This window comes from Micromonospora acroterricola (genome assembly GCF_003172955.1).
Taxonomy (GTDB): domain Bacteria; phylum Actinomycetota; class Actinomycetes; order Mycobacteriales; family Micromonosporaceae; genus Micromonospora; species Micromonospora acroterricola.
The window spans coordinates 29,501-46,381 of record NZ_QGKR01000198.1; the positions used below are offsets into that span (position 1 = coordinate 29,501).

Here is a 16,881-nt window from a genome sequence, read left to right on the forward strand (position 1 = left end):
GCGGCGACTCGGGTGGGAGCAGGCGCTCCGCTTTCGTGGCTGTCTGCTCGCACGCGGAGACAGCCTGGTCGACTCGATAACACTACACCCCGGGTCGGGTCCCACCCAAACCGGGCGCCTCGCGCGGCCACCACGTCAACGTCGGGAACCCGGCGGTCGACCAGTCGCGCGCCCCTGCCGGTCACCCCGCCAGGTCCCGGCGGATCCTCTGGGTCGCCGGGTCGCCGGGTCGCCGGGTCGCTGGGTCGCGGTCGCCGGCCCGGCGGTCCCGCATGTCCCGGCGGTCCGGGGGCCAAGATCCGCGCACTTTCGGTGAAACTGCTGCCTCACGACGCACGGAGGCAGCAGTTTCAGGATAGTTGTCGAGATCTTGGTCAGGCGCGTGGCGCGACGCGGCGGGGTGGCGCGGCAAGCGGCCGGGTGGCACCGGCAAGCGGCCGGGTGGCTCGGGTCAGCGGTCGGCGGCTCGGGTCAGCGGTCGGCGGCTCGGGTCAGCGGCCGGCAGAACGGGCAATCGGCCGGGTGGCACCGGCAAGCGACCGGCGACTCGGGCAAGTGACCGGCGGCTCGGGTCAGCGGCCGGCGACTCGGGCAATCGGCCGCGTGGCGCGGGCAAGCGACCGGCCGGCTCGTGTCAGCGGCCGGCGGCGCGCTCGGCGAGGCGGGACTGGTGCGCCTCGTGCAGCCGGCGCAGGGCGCGGACCCCGTCGACAGCCAGTTCCTTGTCGGCGGCCTGCAGGGCGATCATGGGCAGCAGGTCGTCGTCGTGCAGCTCCAGGCTGGCCCAGGGCGCGCCCCGGTCGAAGCGGACCCCCCGGACGACCTCCCAGGGCAGCTCGTACGAGCTGATGATGTTGCGCACCCGGACACCGCGCACGTCGGCCTCCACCCGCGGGCGGGTGAAGAGCAGGAAGCCCAGCGCACCGAAGATGCCCAGGCCGATCATCGCGATCTGGTCGCCGCGCTGGAAGCTGCCGTAGCCGTCGCCGGTCGGGCCGCTCAGCGAGGTGGCCACCAGACCGAACACCACCACCAGGGCGATCGCTGCGGACCAGCAGACCACCCGGATGCGGCGGGGCTTCAGGCGGACCAGCTCGGTTTCACTCACCCCACCAGTCTGCCATTTAACCCCGCCCAGCGACGGCACCACCCGCCGCGCGATCGCCACCCAGCGGGACACCGCCAAGCCACCCCAGCGGGACACCGCCAAGCCACCCAGCGGGACAGCACCGTGCCACCGGTGCCGGACCGCCCCCGGGCCGCACTGGGCACCGGAGCTAGATCGACTCAGGATCAAGGATGTCGGGGTGTCCCGCACGGGACGACGGTCCGGCATCTGCGATCCCGAGTCGATCAAACAGGCCGACGGCCCAACAGCGGCCACCACCCGAGCCGGCCGGCCGAAAGCGGCGACCGGCCGAGCGGCGGTCAGAGTCTGCAGGCGTGGATGTTGGTGACGAGGATGGCCCGGGCGCCGAGCTCGTACAGCTCGTCCATGATCCGGTGCACGTCGTCGCGGAGCACCATCGCCTGGACCGCCACCCAGCCCTCGCGGTGCAGCGGCGACACGGTGGGTGACTCGATGCCCGGGGTCAGCCCGCTGGCCCGGTCCAGCAGGCCGGCCGGCACGTCGTAGGCGAGCATCACGTACCGGCGGGCCACCAGCACGCCGTGCAGGCGGCGCAGCAACTGCTCGGCCTGCTGGTGCGCCGACGCGCCGGCCCGGCGGACCAGCACCGCCGAGGAGCGCAGCAGCGGGTCGCCGAAGACCACGAGGCCCGCCTGGCGCAGGGTCGCGCCGGTTTCCACCACGTCGGCGACCACGTCGGCGACGCCGAGACGGACGGCGTTCTCCACCGCGCCGTCGAGGCGGATGACGTCGGCCTTGACGCCCAGCTCGCCGAGGTGCCGCTCGACCAGCCCCGGGTACGCGGTGGCGATCCGGTGACCGCCCAGGTCCTGCACGGAGGCGATGTCGTCGGGGCGGGCGGCGAAGCGGAAGGTAGCTCGGCCGAAGGCGAGGTCGACGACCTCCTCGGCCGGCGCGGCCGAGTCGATCAGCAGGTCCCGGCCGGTGATCCCGAGGTCGAGGTCACCGGAGCCGACGTAGGTGGCGATGTCCTTGGGACGCAGGTAGAAGAATTCGACGTCGTTGGACTCGTCCCGGCAGACGAGGTCCTTGGGGTCGGTGCGCTGGCGGTAGCCCGCCTCGCGCAGCATCTGGGCGGCCGGTTCGGCCAGGGTGCCCTTGTTGGGTATGGCGACACGCAGCATGACGGAGTGCTCCTTCGATCCGGATGGCGATCAACGGGTGGGGCACTCACAGATGTCGGTAGACGTCCTTGAGTTCGAGACCGCTGGCCAGCATCAGCACCTGGACCTGGTAGAGCAGTTGGGAGATCTCCTCGGCGGTGCGCTGCGGCCCCTCGTGCTCGGCGGCCATCCACGACTCGGCCGCCTCCTCGACGACCTTCTTGCCGATGAAGTGCACCCCCTTGTCCAGGGCGGCGACGGTGCCCGAGCCCGGGGTGCCGGCGGCGGCCTTGGCCTGCAGCTCGGCGAACAACTCCTCGAACGTCTTCACGGAAGGCGATTCTTCCAGCCGACCGGTCAGCCGCTGAAGCCGACCCGCTGGCCGTTGTGGGCCAGAGTTCGGACGGCCAGCGCGGCGTCGAGCGCGGCGACGGTTGCCGACCAGCCCTTGTCCTCCGCCGACCCGGGCAGCCCGGCCCGGTCCCGGGCCTGCTCGATGGTCTCCACGGTCAGCACACCGTGTGCCACCGGCTTGCCCTCGTCCAGCGCCACCCGGGTCAGCCCGTCGGTGACGGAGCGGCAGACGTAGTCGAAGTGCGCGGTGGCGCCGCGGACGACCACACCGAGCGCGACCACCACGTCGCAGCGCCGCGCGAGGGCCTGGGCGACCACGGGCAGCTCGACCGAGCCGGCGACCCGGGCCACCACGGAGCGGGCGCCGCACGCCTCGGCGGCGGCCACCGCGCGCTCCAGCATGTGGTCGGTCAGCTCGCCGTGCCACCGGGCGGCCACCACCCCGACGGTCAGCCCCGCGGCGTCCACCGCGCCGACCCCCGGCTCACCGAATCCCGCCATCGTCATGCTCCGATCTCGTCGTTGGCGACCGGACGCCCCAGCGGCGCCTCGCTCACCTCGTCCAACTCGTCCAGCAGGTGACCCATCCGGTCCCGCTTGGTGCGCAGGTAGCGCATGTTCTCCGGGTGCGCGCCGGCCGGCAGCCCCTCCCGGCCGGTGATGGTCAGCCCGTAGCCCTCCAGCCCGGCCCGCTTGGCCGGGTTGTTGGTCAGCAGCCGCATCGAGCGCACGCCCAGGTCGTAGAGGATCTGCGCGCCGGTGCCGTAGTCCCGGGCGTCGGCCGGCAGGCCCAGGTCGAGGTTGGCGTCCACGGTGTCCCGGCCCAGGTCCTGCAACTGGTACGCCTGGAGCTTGTGCAGCAGCCCGATGCCGCGCCCCTCGTGCCCGCGCACGTAGAGCACCACGCCCCGGCCCTCCCGCGCGACGCGGGCCATCGCGGCGTCCAGCTGCGGGCCGCAGTCGCAGCGCAGCGAACCGAACACGTCACCGGTGAGGCACTCGGAGTGCACCCGGACCAGCACGTCCTGGCCGTCGCCGAGGTCACCCAGCACCATTGCCACGTGTTCGGCCGGGTCGTGCTCGGCGCGGTAGCCGAGCGCCCGGAACACCCCGTGCCGGGTCGGCATCCGGGCCTCGGCGACCAGCTCGACCTGCTTTTCGGTCCGCCGGCGGTGGGCCACCAGGTCGGCGATGGTGATCAGCGTGAGGCCGTGCTCGGCGCAGAACTTCTCCAGGTCCGGCATCCGCATCATCGTGCCGTCGTCGTTGACCAGTTCGCAGAGCACGCCCGCCGGGCGCAGCCCGGCCAGCCGGGTCAGGTCCACGGCCGCCTCGGTGTGGCCCGGCCGGCGCAGCACGCCGCCCTCGCGGGCCCGCAGCGGCACCACGTGCCCGGGTCGGGCCAGGTCCGTCGGGTCGGTGGCCGCGTCGGCGAGCAGCCGGATGGTGTGCGCCCGGTCGGCCGCCGAGATGCCGGTGCTGATGCCCTCCCGGGCGTCGACGGTCACCGTGTACGCGGTGCCGCGCCGGTCCTGGTTGGTGTGGTGCATCGGCGGCAGGTCGAGCCGGTCGCACTCGCTCTCGGTCAGCGGCACGCAGACGTAGCCCGACGTGTACCGCACCATGAACGCCAGCAGCTCCGGCGTGGCAAGCTCGGCCGCGAAGATCAGGTCGCCCTCGTTCTCCCGGTCGGCGTCGTCGACCACGACGACCGGCCGGCCGGCCGCGATCTCGGCGACCGCCTGCTCGATGCTCGCGAAGACGCTCATGCCGTCACTCCACTTCGTTCCGCGCCGAACGCGACGAGTCGCTCGCTCATGCGAGGGCCTCCTTGTAGGTGGGCGGCAGCGAGGCGGACGGCCGGGCGACGCGCGAGGTGCGCCACCAGGCGGCGAAGCCCCACACGCAGAACGCGCCGTAGATCAGGTACATGGCCGCCGACGGGTAGAACCCGCCGCGCAGCAGCAGCGGCACGCCGACGGCGTCCACGGCGATCCAGACCAGCCAGAACTCCACCCAGCCGCGGGCCATGCCGTAGGTGGCCAGCAGGCTGCCGGTGAGGATCCAGGCGTCCGGCAGCGGGCCCCAGGAGCCCAGTGCGGCGAGCACCGGGTACGCCGCGGCGGTGCCGACCGCGGCGGCCAGCAGCATGGCCAGCCGCTCCCGCCCGGTGGCCCAGCGTGGGGACACCGCGGCGTGTCCGGCGTCGGCGCGGCGGTTGCGCTGCCAGCGCCACCAGCCGTAGACGCTGACCGCGAAGAAGAACACCTGCCGGCCGGCCTGCCCGTAGAGGTCGTGCGCCTGCGGGGTGGCGAACACCCCGCCGAGGAAGACGGTGAGCAGCAGCGCGTTGCCGATCATGCCGACCGGCCACGCCCAGACCAGCCGCCGCAGGCCGAGGAGAGCGGAGACCAGCCCGAACACGTTGCCGACGATCTCCCGGACCAGCACCGGCGAGCCGGCCACCTGCACCTGGGCGTCCAGCAGCCAGCCGAGCGTGCCCATCAGACGGCCCCGCCTGTGCCGACGGACGTGGCGGTGTCGTCGGCCAACCGTGCGCCGAGCAGCCGCTCGACGTACTTGGCCAGCACGTCGACCTCCAGGTTGACCGGGTCGCCGACGCCCTTCGCGCCGAGGGTGGTCAGCTTGAGCGTGGTCGGGATCAGCCCGACGGCGAACTCGTCCGCGCCCACCTCGGCGACGGTGAGCGAGACGCCGTCGATGGTGATCGAGCCCTTCTCCACCACGTACCGGGACAGGGCGGCGGGCAGCCGGAACCGGACCGTCTCCCACTGCTCGGCCGGTTCCCGGGAGATCAGCTCGCCGACACCGTCCACGTGCCCCTGCACCAGGTGCCCGCCGAGCCGGCTGCCGAGCGCGGCGGCCCGCTCCAGGTTGACCGGATCGCCGGGGCGCAGCGCGCCCAGCGCGGAGCGGCGCAGGGTCTCCCCCATCACGTCGGCGGTGAAGACACCGTCCGCCGCCTCCACGACGGTCAGGCAGACGCCGTTGACCGCGATGGAGTCGCCGTGCCGGGCGTCGGACGTGACCAGCGGGCCGCGTACGGCGACCAGCGCCGAATCGCCCGCCGTCGCCGTCACCCGGACGACCTCGCCCAGCTCCTCGACAATGCCGGTGAACATGTCAGCCCTCCCTTTTCCGGGGCAAAGCGGTGATCCGGAGATCCGGACCGACCTGCGTAACGTCGACGAACTCCAGATCGATTGCCTCAGCGATGGTCGTCACTCCCGCGTCGACCAGAGCGGTCGGGCCGGCGCCCAGCAGCCGGGGCGCGACGTACCCGACGATCTTGTCCACCAGGCCGGCGGCCAGGAACGCCCCGGCCAGCCGGGGGCCGCCCTCCAGCAGCACCGCGCGGACCCCGCGCTGGTGCAGCGCCGCGAGCAGCGCCGGCAGGTCGACGCGGCCGTCCGGGCCCGCGCCCACCTCGGCGGCGGTCGCGATCCACGTCCGCGCGGCGCCGTCGCGCACGCGGGCGTCGGCCGGGGTACGCCCCGAGCTGTCCACGACCACCCGCAGCGGCTGCCGGATGGCCAGGCTGCCGTCGCGCAGGTTGCGGGCGGTGAGCCGTGGATCGTCGGCGAGCACGGTGCCGACGCCGGCGATGACCGCGTCGACCGTGCCGCGCAGCGCGTGGACGTCCATCCGGGCCGCCTCGGAGGTGATCCACATGCTGGTGCCGTCCGCCGCCGCGGACCGACCGTCCACCGTCGCGGCGTACTTCCAGATCACGTACGGCCAGCCCCGGCGCATCGAGGTCAGCCAGGCGACGTTGCCGGCCTCGGCCTCGTCGCCGCGTACACCCAGGTCGACCCGGACCCCGGCGGAGCGCAGCGTGGCGGCGCCGCCGGTGGCCACCGGGTTGGGGTCGGGCACGGCGATCACCACCCGGCCGACACCGGCCTGGACCAGGGCGTTGCTGCAGGGGCCGGTGCGACCGGTGTGGTTGCAGGGTTCCAGGGTGACGACGGCCGTGCCGCCCCGGGCCCGCTCCCCCGCCTGCGCCAACGCGACGATCTCGGCGTGCGGCCCGCCGGCGTAGGCGTGGAAGCCCTCGCCGACGACCGTGCCGTTGGCGTCGAGCAGCACGCAGCCGACCACCGGGTTGGGGCTGGTGGTTCCCAGCCCGCGCGCCGCCAGCTCGATCGCGCGTCGCATCGCCTCATCGACGGAGACGCTGGCCATCGCCCTGCCCCTGCCCTCTCACTCGCCGGTCCGCGCGCGGGCGGTCAGGGAGGCGGCATGGGGCCGCGGGCATGCGGCGGCGGATTCCGGGTACGGCGCGGCCGCCCCGGGGGGTCGGCGAGGCACGCTGAAGCCAGCGGCCGGCTCGGACCCGTCCGTCCCGCGCGCTGTCTCCCATCCGGACTGTCTGGGCGCGGACGAACCGCCCCCAACCGTCGGCCCCGGATTTTCACCAGGTCCACCGGGCGGCAGAGCCGTCCGGGTCGCGGGCTGACCACGGTCGGACCGTGGATCACCGCCGGTTCGGAATTTCACCGAGTCCCGCCAGCGCGTGGTGGGTACTCCGGCAGTCTTACACGTCAACCGGGGTGCGCCGCCACCGAGGCGAGCTACTTCACAGCGGGATCACGCTCACGTGACGCCGCGGCGCCGGTCCACCGCCACGTACGACCCCGGCTGGCTCTTGGCCACCGTCTTCATCTCCGAGGCGACCGCGATCGCCTCCAGCGGGTCGGTGAAGCGCTTGCCGTCGTCGGAGAGGGAGACCCCGATGGAGAGGGTGACCAGGGCGGCCCGGCGGATGGTGCCGCGCCGGTCCTTCAGCTCGACGAAGCCGCGCTCCCGGTCGGTCGGGTCGTAGAGCGTGTCGGCGGACTTCTCGAAGTCGACGACCGCACGGGAGGTCAGCGGACGGACCTGGTCCGGGGCGCAGACGATGACGAAATCGTCGCCGCCGACGTGGCCGAGGAAGGCCGGTGGCAGGCCCACCGCCACCACCGCCCGGTGCAGGCTGCGGGCCAGCGCCGAGATGAAGTCGTCGCCGCGGACGAAGCCGTACCGGTCGTTGACGCTCTTGAACCGGTCGATGTCGATGTAGCCGACGGCGTAGTCCACCCCGTGTCGGACCCGGTCGCTGATCTCCCGACGGATGCGGCTGTTGCCGGGCAGCCCGGTCAGCGGGGAGACCTCCCGGAACTCCTTGTTGCGCCGCAGCGTCGACGAGACCCGGGCCACCAGCTCGGCGGTGTCGAACGGCTTGACCAGGTAGTCGTCGGCGCCGGCGCTGAGCCCGTGCACCTTGTCGACGGTCATCCCCTTGGCCGTCAGCATGATCACCGGCAGGGCGGAGGTCATCGGGTCCGCGCGCAGCCGCCGGGTCAGCTCCAGCCCGTCGATCCGGGGCATCATCAGGTCGACCACGGCCAGGTCGGGCCGCTGCCGCTCGATCAGCTCGAGGGCCTCCTGACCGTCGCTGGCGTGGATCACCTCGAAACCGTGCAGCCGCAGGTTGAACTCGACGAAGCGGGCGATGTCCTCGTCGTCGTCGACGACGAGGATGACGTCCGGGCGGTCGCCCTCGGGCTCCATCTCAGGCCCCGGGAGCCGCGCGTTCCGCGAGCCCCCGCAGGTGGCGTACCGCCTCGGCCGGGTCGGCGGCGCCGTAGACGGCGGTGCCGGCCACGAACGCGTCGGCGCCGGCGGCGGCCGCCTGCTCGATGGTGTCGGCGGCGATCCCGCCGTCCACCTCGATCCGCAGCTCCAGGTGCCCGGCGTCGACGTGCCGGCGGGCGGCGCGGACCTTGTCCAGCAGTTGCGGGATGAACCGCTGCCCGCCGAAACCGGCCTTGATCGTCATGATCAGCAGGGTGTCGAAGCTGGGCAGCAGGTCCAGGTACGGCTCGATCGGGGTGTCCCGGTCGATGGCCAGCCCGGCCTTCGCGCCGGCCGAGCGCAGGTCCTTGGCCAGCGCCACCGGATCGTCGCTCGCCTCGGCGTGGAAGGTGACGTTGTACGCCCCGGCGTCGGCGTAGCCGGGAGCCCACCGGCGCGGGTCCTCGATCATCAGGTGCACGTCGAACGGCAGCGCGGTGACGGCCCGCAGGCTCTGCACCACGGGCAGACCGATGGTCAGGTTCGGCACGAAGTGGTTGTCCATCACGTCCACGTGCAACCAGTCCGCGGCGTCCTCGACGGCACGGACCTCTTCGGCGAGGTGGGCGAAATCGGCGGCCAGGATGCTCGGCGCGACGATCGGCGGCGGTACGGTCACCGGGCCAGTGTACGAACGCGGCGACCCGCCGCCCGCATCGCGGCACCATCTCCGACGCCCTGTGACCCAGCGGTGACCACTGGTGCAGAATGGGTCGGTCCGGACCGCCGAAACCGGACGAACAGACATCAACGGCTGGCCGATCGACGGAAACGCGACGACACTCCAAGCGGGACGGTGCCGTAGGCTGCACGCCCGCCGGGGTCTCGCCGCGGGGCGCGGTGACCGGCCGCCAGCTCCCGGGAGGGCGGACGATGCGACGGTGGCTCGGAGCGCTGGCGCTGGCCGGTGTCGCGACGGTGCTGCTGGCGGGCTGCGGGCCGGCCCGAGGAGCCGACGGCGACCTCGTCGACGACTGGCCGGCGCTGCGGGCCCCGAAACCGTTCACACCCGCCACCGACACCTGCCTGCCCCGGGTCACCTCCGTCGTGCAGGCCAGCACGTACGAGACGGTGGACTGCGCGCGCAGCCACCTGGCCGAGTCGATCCACGTCGGCGCCTTCACCGGGCCCGCCGCGCTGACCGAGACCCGCCCGGAGCCCGGGTCGGCGGCGCTGCGCGCCGCCCGCGCGGAGTGCGACCAGCGGGCGCGGGAGGTGCTCGGCGGCGACTGGCACACGGCGCGGCTCACCCTGTCCCTCTCGCTGCCCTCCGCCCCGGCCTGGTCCGGCGGCGCGCGCTGGTTCCGCTGCGACCTGAGCGAGACCGGCAGCATCGACAACACCCGGCCGGTGAACCGCACCGGCAGCCTGCGTGGCGCGTTGATCGGCGACACCCCGCTGACCCACCGCTGCTTCGACCCCAAGCTGATCGGCGACAACCTCAACTACATGGAGCCGGTGCTGTGCACCGAGCCGCACCGCGCCGAGTTCGTCGGCGTCTACATGGAACGGGACATGAGCTGGGCGGAGTTCACCCGCTCCGGCGAGCAGGCGCACCGGCGTTGCATGGCGTTGATCGCCGCGTACGCCGCGGTGCCGAACAACAGCGACCTGCCGTACCGGGCCGGGTCCATCTACTACCCACCGTCACATCGGGAGTGGGAGGAGGGCGACCGTGGGGTGCGCTGTTTCCTGTGGAGCGACGACCGCAAGCTCACCCGCTCGATGCGCGGCGCCGGCCCCGAGGGATTGCCCGCCATCTGAGCACCGGTGCCGTATGCTGCTGCGCCGTGGCGCTACCGAGCGGCTGGGGGCCGGCCGGAGACCACCAGCGGCGGGAGGTCGGGGGATGCGACGGTGGTTGGCGGCGGTCGCCGTGGGCGCGACGGTGGCCCTGGCGCTGGCCGGGTGCGGCGCGCCCGCGGGAGTCGACCGGGACCTCATCGACGACTGGCCCGCGCCCGTGGCGGCGCAGCAGTTCGTTCCCGCCGCCAACGTCTGCCACCACTCCTCCCAGCAGGTCGGCTTCCTGACCGGCTACAACCCGATGGAGTGCGGCGAGTCGCACCGGGTGGAGACCATGCACGTCGGCACGCTCACCGGCCCGGGCGCGGCGCGGAGCACGCCCCCGCCGCCCGGATCGCCGGGCATGCGGGCCGCGCAGGCCGCCTGCGACAAGGAGGTCAGCAAGGCGGTGGGCGCCGACTGGCGCTCCGGGCGGCTCGGCCTGACCGTCGTCCTGCCGTCGACGCCGGCCTGGGCCGGTGGTGCCCGCTGGTACCGCTGTGACGTCACCGAGCTCGCGAGCATCGACGACACGTCCGTCGACCTGCGCACCGGCAGCCTCCGGGGTGCGCTGACCGGCGCCGCGCCGCTGGCGTACCGCTGCTTCAACCCCAAGCTGGTCAAGGACGAGATCGACGAGATGGCGCCGGTCTCCTGCACCAGCCGGCACCACGCCGAGTTCGTCGGGATCTGGCAGGCCCCGGACATCAGCTACGCGGAGTTCAACCGCACCACGAAGCGCACCCACCGGGCGTGCCAGACGGTGACGGCGAAGTACGCCAAGGTGCCGGACAACTCCCAGCTCGACTTCCGCGCCGGGACGATCTACTACCAGCCGTACGAGCAGGAGTGGAAGAACGGCAACCGGGGCGTGCAGTGCTTCCTGTGGATCAGCGACCGGGCCCTGACCCGCTCGATGAAGAACGCCGGCACCAAGGGCCTCCCGGTCACCTGACCGGGCGGGCCTCCCGCACCCGGCCGGGCCGGCCGGGTGCGGGGCGCGTCGCCGGGCGGCTCAGCCCCGGCGCAGGACGGCGAGGAACATGGCGTCGGTGCCGTGCCGGTGCGGCCAGAGCTGGACGGTGGGACCGTCGCCCAGGCCGGGCATACCGGCCGGCAGCAACGGCCGGGCGTCGACGAAGTCCACCGGCACCCCGCTGCGGCGGGCCGCCTCGGTCACCGTCACGTGCGTCTCCACCGTGTGCGGCGAGCAGGTGACGTAGGCGACCAGCCCACCCGGGCGGACGGCACGCAGCGCCGCGCCCAGCAGCTCCCGCTGCAGCCGGGTCAGCGGCGGCAGGTCGGACGGCTGGCGACGCCAGCGCGACTCCGGACGGCGGCGCAGCGACCCCAGCCCGGTGCACGGGGCGTCCACCAGCACCCGGTCGAAGTGCCCCTCCGGCAGCTCCGGGTCCGCGCCGACCTCACGGCCGTCCATGGCCAGCACGGTCACCGGCAGACCCCGGGTCGCCTGGGAAACCAGCCGGGCCCGGTGCTCGGCCACCTCCACCGCGGTCACCTCGGCGCCGCGCTGCGCGGCCAACGCGCCGAGCAGACCGGCCTTGCCGCCCGGACCGGCGCACAGGTCCAGCCAGCGCCCGTCCGGGCCGTCCAAAGGCGCGTCGGCCAGCGCGCTGGCCACCAACTGGGAGCCCTCGTCCTGGACGTGGGCGCGGCCGTCGACCACCGCCGGCACGTCACCGGGCGCGCCGCCGGCCAGGTAGACGGCGTACGGCGAGAACGCGCCGGGCGCCCCACCGACCTGGTCGGCCAGCTCCACCGGGTCGATCAGGCCCGGCCGGGCACAGAGGTGCACCGGCGGACGCTCATTGTCCTCGATCAGCAGCCGGGCCGTCTCGCCCAGGTCGCCGCCGAGCGCCTCGGAGAAGGCCCGCACGATCCACTGCGGATGGCTGTACGCCAGCGCCAGGTGCCCCACCGGGTCGCTCTCCATCGGCGGGGCGAGCTTCGCCACCCAGCCGTCCGCGTCGAGCGTGGACACCTCGCGCAGGACCGCGTTGGCGAAGCCGGTGGCTCCCGGCGCGACCGAGCGGACCAGGTCCACGGTCGACGAGACGGCGGCGTGCGCCGGCACCCGGGTGTGCAGCAGCTGGTACGCCCCGAGCCGCAACGCGTCGCGGACCGGTGGGTCGATGCGGGCGACGTCCCGGCCGGCCGCGTCGGTCAGGATCGCGTCCAGGGTGCCCAGGTTGCGCAGCGTGCCGTAGGTCAGCTCGGTCGCGAAGGCGGCGTCCCGGCCGTACAGCCCCTCCTCGCGCAGGATGGTGGGCAGCACCAGGTTGGCGAACGCGTCGTCACGGTGCACGGCGGCGACCGCCTCGTACGCCGCGCGTCGCGGGCGGTCCACCGGCGGCCGGGCCGGCCGGCGGTCACCACCGCGACCGGCCGACGGGCCACCACGCGTCGGGCGCGTCCCCTCCGGGGCCGTCACGCGAACTCCTCGCCGGTGCCGACGCGCACGCCGCGCGCCCAGTCGGTCGCGGGCATGGCCCGCTTGCCCGCCGCCCGCACCTCGCCCAGCCGCACCGGCACGGTGGCCGTGCCGGCCAGCACACGGGCCTTCTCCACCAGCAGCTCCCCTGGCTTGAGGTCGGGGCCGTCGGCTGCCGCCACGACCGGGCCGAGCTTCACCCGCTCGCCCCGGAAGGTCGTCCAGGGGCCCGGGGCCGGAGTGCAGGCCCGGACCCGCCGGTCCACCGCGAAGGCCGGGTCGGTCCAGCGCACCCGGGCGTCCTCCACGGTCAGCTTCGGTGCCAGCGACACCCCGTCGGTCGGCTGCGGCTCGGCCCGCGCGGTGCCGTCGGCGATCGCGTCGAGCACCGCCACCAGCAGCCCGGCGCCGGACCCGGCGAGCCGCTCCAGCAGGTCACCGGAGGTGTCGCCGGGACGGATCTCGTCGGTCAGGGTGCCGAAGACCGGGCCGGTGTCCAGGCCCTGCTCCAGCTGGAAGACGCTGGCGCCGGTCAGCTCGTCGCCGTGCAGCACCGCGTGCTGCACGGGGGCGGCGCCGCGCCAGGCGGGCAGCAGCGAGAAGTGCAGGTTGATCCAGCCGTGCCGGGGGATCTCCAGCGCGGCCGGCGGCACCAACGCGCCGTAGGCGACCACGGGCACGCAGTCCGGCGCCAGCTCGCGCAGCCGGTCGAGGAACTCCGGCTCGCGGGGGCGGGCGGGGGTGAGCACCTCGACGCCGTGCTCGTCGGCCCACTCGCCGACCGGGGAACGGGACAGGCCACGCCCGCGCCCGGCGGGCGCGTCCGGCCGGGTGACCACCGCGACCAGCTCGTGCCGGGAGGCGGCGACGGCGGCCAGGGCGGGGACGGCGACGGCCGGCGTGCCGGCGAAGATCACACGCATCCGGGTCACCGACCCAGGCCGAAGGGGTCGGTGATGTGCGGGCTCAACTTGACCGTCGGCGGGGCTGCCGCGTCGTACCACTCGGCCTGGCGGATCGCCTTCATGGCTTCCTTGCGCCCCTCCGGATCCAGCCGGTCGAGGAAGAGGACCCCGTCGAGGTGGTCGGTCTCGTGCTGCACGCAACGCGCCATCAGGCCGGTGCCGACGATCTGCATCGGATCGCCGAACGAGCTGAAGCCCTTGGCGATGACGTTCTGCCGACGCTTGGTGTCGAAGTAGAGCCCGGGGATCGACAGGCAGCCCTCCGGGCCGTCCTGCTCCTCCTCGTCGGGAAACTCGAGCACCGGGTTGACCAGGTGCCCGAGCACGTCGTCGACGTCGAAGGTGAACACCCGCAGGCTCACACCGAGCTGCGGCGCGGCCAGGCCGGCGCCGTTCTGCTCACGCATCGTGTCGGTGAGATCGGCGACGAGGCGACGCAGCTCGGCGTCGAAGTCGACCACCGGATCGGCCGGCGTGCGCAGCACCGGATCCCCAAAAAGACGGATGGGCTGGACGGTCACGCGGGACGGCTCCTTCATGGGTGGGACGAGCGGTGCCGTACCAGTCTACGGAGTGCCCGGGTGGGCGCCGGCCGGCGTACCTCGATCGGCCACGGCCGGTGTGCCCAGCGTCACGGGCAGGGTCTGGTACCCGCGCAGGGTCAGCCGGGTCCGGTGCCGGGGCGTCCCGGCCAGGGCCAGCTCGGGCAGCCGGCGCAGCAGCAGCGGGAAGGCCAGCTGCGCCTCCAGCCGGGCCAGCCCGGCGCCGAGGCAGTAGTGCGGGCCGGCGCCGAAGGAGAGCGGGTGCGCCTGGTCCCGGGTCGGGTCGAAGCGCTGCGGGTCGGGGAACCGGCGCGGGTCCCGGTTGGCGGCGCCGAGCAGCAGCAGCGCCGTGCTGCCGGCCGGCAGGTCGAGCCCGCCGCAGCGCACCGGAGCGGTGGTGGTCCGGGTGGTCAGCTGCACCGGCGAGTCGTAGCGCAGCAGCTCCTCGACGTACGCCGGAGCGAGCCCGGGGTCGGCGCGCAGCGCGGCGGCGGCCCCGGGGTGCCGCAGCAGCACCACCAGTCCGTTGCCGAGCAGGTTGGTGGTGGTCTCGAACCCGGCGACCAGCAGCACCACCAGGTTCGCCAACAGCTCGTCGCCGGTGAGCCGCTCGCCGTCGGTGTCGTGGACCTGGACCAGCGCCGTGGTGAGGTCGTCCGCGGGCGTCCGGCGCCGCGCGGCGACCAGCTCCGCGAAGTACGCGCGCAGCTCGGCGGCGCCGGCGTCGGCGACGGCCAGCTCCTCGACGGTGATCTCCGGCTCCAGCACCCCGGTCAGGTCGCCGGCCCAGCGCCGGAACAGCGGCCGGTCGGTGGCCGGCACGCCGAGCAGCGCGCAGATCACCCCCACCGGCAGCGGGTACGCGAAGTCGGCCAGCACGTCGACCGGAGCGCCGTCCCCGGCGCGGTCCCGCATCCCGTCGAGCAGCTCCTCGGCCTGGGCGCGCACCACGTCGCGCATGCCGGCGATCCGGCGGGGGCTGAACGCTCCGGCGGCGAGCCGACGCATCCGGCTGTGGTCCGGCGGGTTGGTCCGCAACATGGACCGGGCGATCGACGACACGGCGGGGCTCTCCCGCCAGTTCGGCCACACCTGGTCGCGCAGCGCGTCGTCCAGCACCCCGAGCCGGGGGTCGCGCAGCAGCTCGTCAGCCTCCGCGTAGCCGGTCACCACGTACAGGCCGGGCAGGGCCTGCACCACCGGCCCGTGCTCGCGCAGCCGCTCGTACGTCGGGTACGGGTCGACCCGTCCCTGCGGCGACATGAGCAGTGTGAGTGCCTCGGCAGCGTCCATGGTCGGCCTCCCCGTCGATGCGTCGGAGGCTCCATCATCCCCACGCCGCCGACAGCCGGCAGCCCCGAGACCGCGGGAGCCGACGCCGAAGCCGGCCGGGTCAGGCCCGCCCCACCGGCCGGCGCCGCTGGTCAGGAAGGGTTCCGGCGCGGCGGCTCCGCCTGGGACCAGCGCCCGGGGCGAGCCTCAGGCGCTGGCGCCCGGGTCTCCCGCGAGGACCGCGTCGCCGCCGAGCAGCGCGGGCTCCGGCAGCGGCAGCTGGATCTTGTGGGCGGCTTCCCAGTCGTAGACCAGGCCGGGACGCACCTGCGCGGTGAAGTAGTCGATCGCGCTGATCCCGCCCACCACCGGCTCGTCGACCTCCGCCACGAGCTGTGCGGGAACCAGGGAGAAGCCGTTCTGCAGGGCGGCGCTGAGCCGCCGGTGCCCGTCGACGACGAAGAAGTACTCGCCGGTGAACCCGATCTTCAGCGGCTCCAGCGCCGCGTCGCCGGCCTCGGCCACGTCGCCGACGAACTCCGAGTCCCACAGGCCCCGCAGGGTGGCGATGTCCTCGGTCGGGTAGACCCGGGCCGGGTCCAGCAGCAGCAGCGGCGGGTCGTCGCGCAGCACCTCGCCGCCGAGCGTCCCCTCGTACGCGGCGATGATGTGCTCGACCACCTCGCCGGCGGAGGCCCGGGTGGTGTCGCAGATCAGGTCATAGTTGCGCAGCCGGGCCTTGTCCACCCCGTACCGGATGATGAAGCGGTTGCGCTCGCTCTCGCTGCGCTCGCGCAGCTTGGCCGTGGCCTCCTCCAGCGAGGCGTAGCTCTCGGCCGGCCCGGAGGGGCGGGCCAGCACGCGGCGGGCCGCCTCACCCGGCTCGGTGATCATGTGCACCTTGAGCGCGTCGGTGAAGAAGTGCCAGGCGAGCCGGGAGTCCATGACGAGGCGCTCGCCGGAGGCGGCGATGTCCCGCTGGAGCTGGTCGACGTAGCCGTCGACGGCCTGGTCGAGCTCGGCGTGCAGGTTGAGCTGCAGCGCGGTCATCTGCCGCTGCTGCGCCATCTCCCGGTAGAGGTCACCCACACTGACCCGGCGCATGCCGAGCCGCTTGGCGATCTCCACCGACACGGTGCTCTTGCCGCTGCCGAGGTCGCCGTTGAAGACGATCGATTGTCGAACGGTCACGACTGGTCCACCCCTGATCACCGGCTGTTTGACATCATCGACATCGCGTCGGACCGACGCGTTCCCGCCATCCTCCGACGGCTCCAGCTCGGCGCGCCTGACGCCCCGCCGCGACCTGGAGCCGTCGTACGCCTGGGCATGACGGGCGATGCTATCACTCCGGCGCCAGCGCTTTGCCGGACGCGGTGTGCGAGGACTACTGCTCCGGACCAGGTCCGCAGGCCGTCGGAGCCGGCTGGCGGCTCAGAACAGGCTCAGCGGATCGACCTGGAGGCGTACCGGATCGGCGGCCTTGCGGGCGGCGCGCGCCCCGGCGGCCGAGTGCAGCGCCTCGGCCAGCGCGGCGGCCCTGGCCCGGGGCACCCGCACCAGCATGCGCTCCCGGCCCTCCTCGGCGGGCACCGGCCCGAGCACGTCGGCGTCCGCGGGC

The 16,881-nt window shown here is 74.0% G+C and carries 17 protein-coding genes, 1 pseudogene and 1 riboswitch; of the genes and pseudogenes, 2 read left to right on the forward strand and 16 right to left on the reverse strand.

What is annotated here, in order from left to right:
* Nucleotides 1–634: 634 nt before the first annotated feature.
* The 10 genes from DKT68_RS15775 to rpe form a co-directional block, all read right to left on the reverse strand.
* Nucleotides 635–1,108, reverse strand: coding sequence for a PH domain-containing protein (locus tag DKT68_RS15775; protein ID WP_201749054.1), 474 nt, complete (start codon nt 1,106–1,108; stop codon nt 635–637).
* Nucleotides 1,109–1,428: 320 nt separating this feature from the next.
* The gene (hisG, locus tag DKT68_RS15780; RefSeq protein WP_109818167.1) at nt 1,429–2,274 is read right to left on the reverse strand and encodes an ATP phosphoribosyltransferase; all 846 of its coding nucleotides are present in this window, start codon (nt 2,272–2,274) and stop codon (nt 1,429–1,431) included.
* A gap of 46 nt (nt 2,275–2,320) precedes the next feature.
* Nucleotides 2,321–2,584 carry a phosphoribosyl-ATP diphosphatase gene (locus DKT68_RS15785; RefSeq protein WP_089016570.1) on the reverse strand — a complete coding sequence of 88 codons (264 nt, stop codon included), beginning with the start codon at nt 2,582–2,584 and terminating at the stop codon, nt 2,321–2,323.
* A gap of 26 nt (nt 2,585–2,610) precedes the next feature.
* Entirely contained in the window at nt 2,611–3,108 is a 498-nt protein-coding gene (gene ribH, locus DKT68_RS15790) for a 6,7-dimethyl-8-ribityllumazine synthase (protein WP_109818168.1), read from the reverse strand.
* A gap of 2 nt (nt 3,109–3,110) precedes the next feature.
* Nucleotides 3,111–4,376 (reverse strand): bifunctional 3,4-dihydroxy-2-butanone-4-phosphate synthase/GTP cyclohydrolase II, encoded by a 1,266-nt coding sequence (locus DKT68_RS15795; protein WP_109818169.1) that lies wholly within the window; start codon nt 4,374–4,376, stop codon nt 3,111–3,113.
* A 46-nt stretch (nt 4,377–4,422) separates the two neighbouring features.
* On the reverse strand, nt 4,423–5,112 hold the full coding sequence (pnuC, locus tag DKT68_RS15800) for a nicotinamide riboside transporter PnuC (RefSeq protein WP_109818170.1): 690 nt from the start codon (nt 5,110–5,112) through the stop codon (nt 4,423–4,425).
* Nucleotides 5,112–5,750, reverse strand: coding sequence for a riboflavin synthase (locus tag DKT68_RS15805; RefSeq protein ID WP_109818171.1), 639 nt, complete (start codon nt 5,748–5,750; stop codon nt 5,112–5,114). The genes pnuC and DKT68_RS15805 overlap by 1 nt, the downstream gene beginning before the upstream one ends.
* A gap of 1 nt (nt 5,751) precedes the next feature.
* Complete coding sequence (gene ribD / locus DKT68_RS15810) at nt 5,752–6,813, reverse strand: bifunctional diaminohydroxyphosphoribosylaminopyrimidine deaminase/5-amino-6-(5-phosphoribosylamino)uracil reductase RibD (RefSeq protein ID WP_109818172.1); 1,062 nt, start codon at nt 6,811–6,813, stop codon at nt 5,752–5,754.
* A 162-nt stretch (nt 6,814–6,975) separates the two neighbouring features.
* Nucleotides 6,976–7,146, reverse strand: a riboswitch (FMN riboswitch).
* A gap of 78 nt (nt 7,147–7,224) precedes the next feature.
* Nucleotides 7,225–8,181 carry a GGDEF domain-containing response regulator gene (locus DKT68_RS15815; protein WP_109818173.1) on the reverse strand — a complete coding sequence of 319 codons (957 nt, stop codon included), beginning with the start codon at nt 8,179–8,181 and terminating at the stop codon, nt 7,225–7,227.
* Between the two features lies 1 nt (nt 8,182).
* On the reverse strand, nt 8,183–8,863 hold the full coding sequence (gene rpe, locus DKT68_RS15820; RefSeq protein WP_109818174.1) for a ribulose-phosphate 3-epimerase: 681 nt from the start codon (nt 8,861–8,863) through the stop codon (nt 8,183–8,185).
* Nucleotides 8,864–9,117: 254 nt separating this feature from the next.
* On the opposite strand from rpe, the gene DKT68_RS15825 reads away from it, so the two are divergent.
* Entirely contained in the window at nt 9,118–10,008 is an 891-nt protein-coding gene (locus tag DKT68_RS15825) for a septum formation family protein (protein ID WP_109818175.1), read from the forward strand.
* An 85-nt stretch (nt 10,009–10,093) separates the two neighbouring features.
* Complete coding sequence (locus tag DKT68_RS15830) at nt 10,094–10,984, forward strand: septum formation family protein (protein ID WP_109818176.1); 891 nt, start codon at nt 10,094–10,096, stop codon at nt 10,982–10,984.
* Between the two features lie 60 nt (nt 10,985–11,044).
* On the opposite strand, the gene DKT68_RS15835 is transcribed toward DKT68_RS15830, so the two are convergent.
* From DKT68_RS15835 to DKT68_RS15860, 6 genes and pseudogenes are all read right to left on the reverse strand, one after another.
* Nucleotides 11,045–12,523, reverse strand: a complete 1,479-nt coding sequence (locus DKT68_RS15835) for an RsmB/NOP family class I SAM-dependent RNA methyltransferase (protein ID WP_407940747.1) — start codon at nt 12,521–12,523, stop codon at nt 11,045–11,047.
* The gene (gene fmt / locus DKT68_RS15840) at nt 12,478–13,404 is read right to left on the reverse strand and encodes a methionyl-tRNA formyltransferase (protein WP_109818184.1); all 927 of its coding nucleotides are present in this window, start codon (nt 13,402–13,404) and stop codon (nt 12,478–12,480) included. Before fmt ends, DKT68_RS15835 begins: the two co-directional genes overlap by 46 nt.
* 5 nt (nt 13,405–13,409) lie before the next feature.
* On the reverse strand, nt 13,410–13,967 hold the full coding sequence (gene def, locus DKT68_RS15845) for a peptide deformylase (RefSeq protein WP_109818185.1): 558 nt from the start codon (nt 13,965–13,967) through the stop codon (nt 13,410–13,412).
* A gap of 45 nt (nt 13,968–14,012) precedes the next feature.
* Nucleotides 14,013–15,281, reverse strand: coding sequence for a cytochrome P450 (locus DKT68_RS15850; RefSeq protein WP_109818178.1), 1,269 nt, complete (start codon nt 15,279–15,281; stop codon nt 14,013–14,015).
* Nucleotides 15,282–15,467: 186 nt separating this feature from the next.
* A complete protein-coding gene (locus DKT68_RS15855) occupies nt 15,468–16,451 on the reverse strand; it encodes an AAA family ATPase (RefSeq protein ID WP_109818179.1) in 984 nt (327 codons plus the stop codon).
* A gap of 243 nt (nt 16,452–16,694) precedes the next feature.
* Nucleotides 16,695–16,881 (reverse strand): annotated as a pseudogene (locus tag DKT68_RS15860) (primosome assembly protein PriA); the annotation flags it as partial.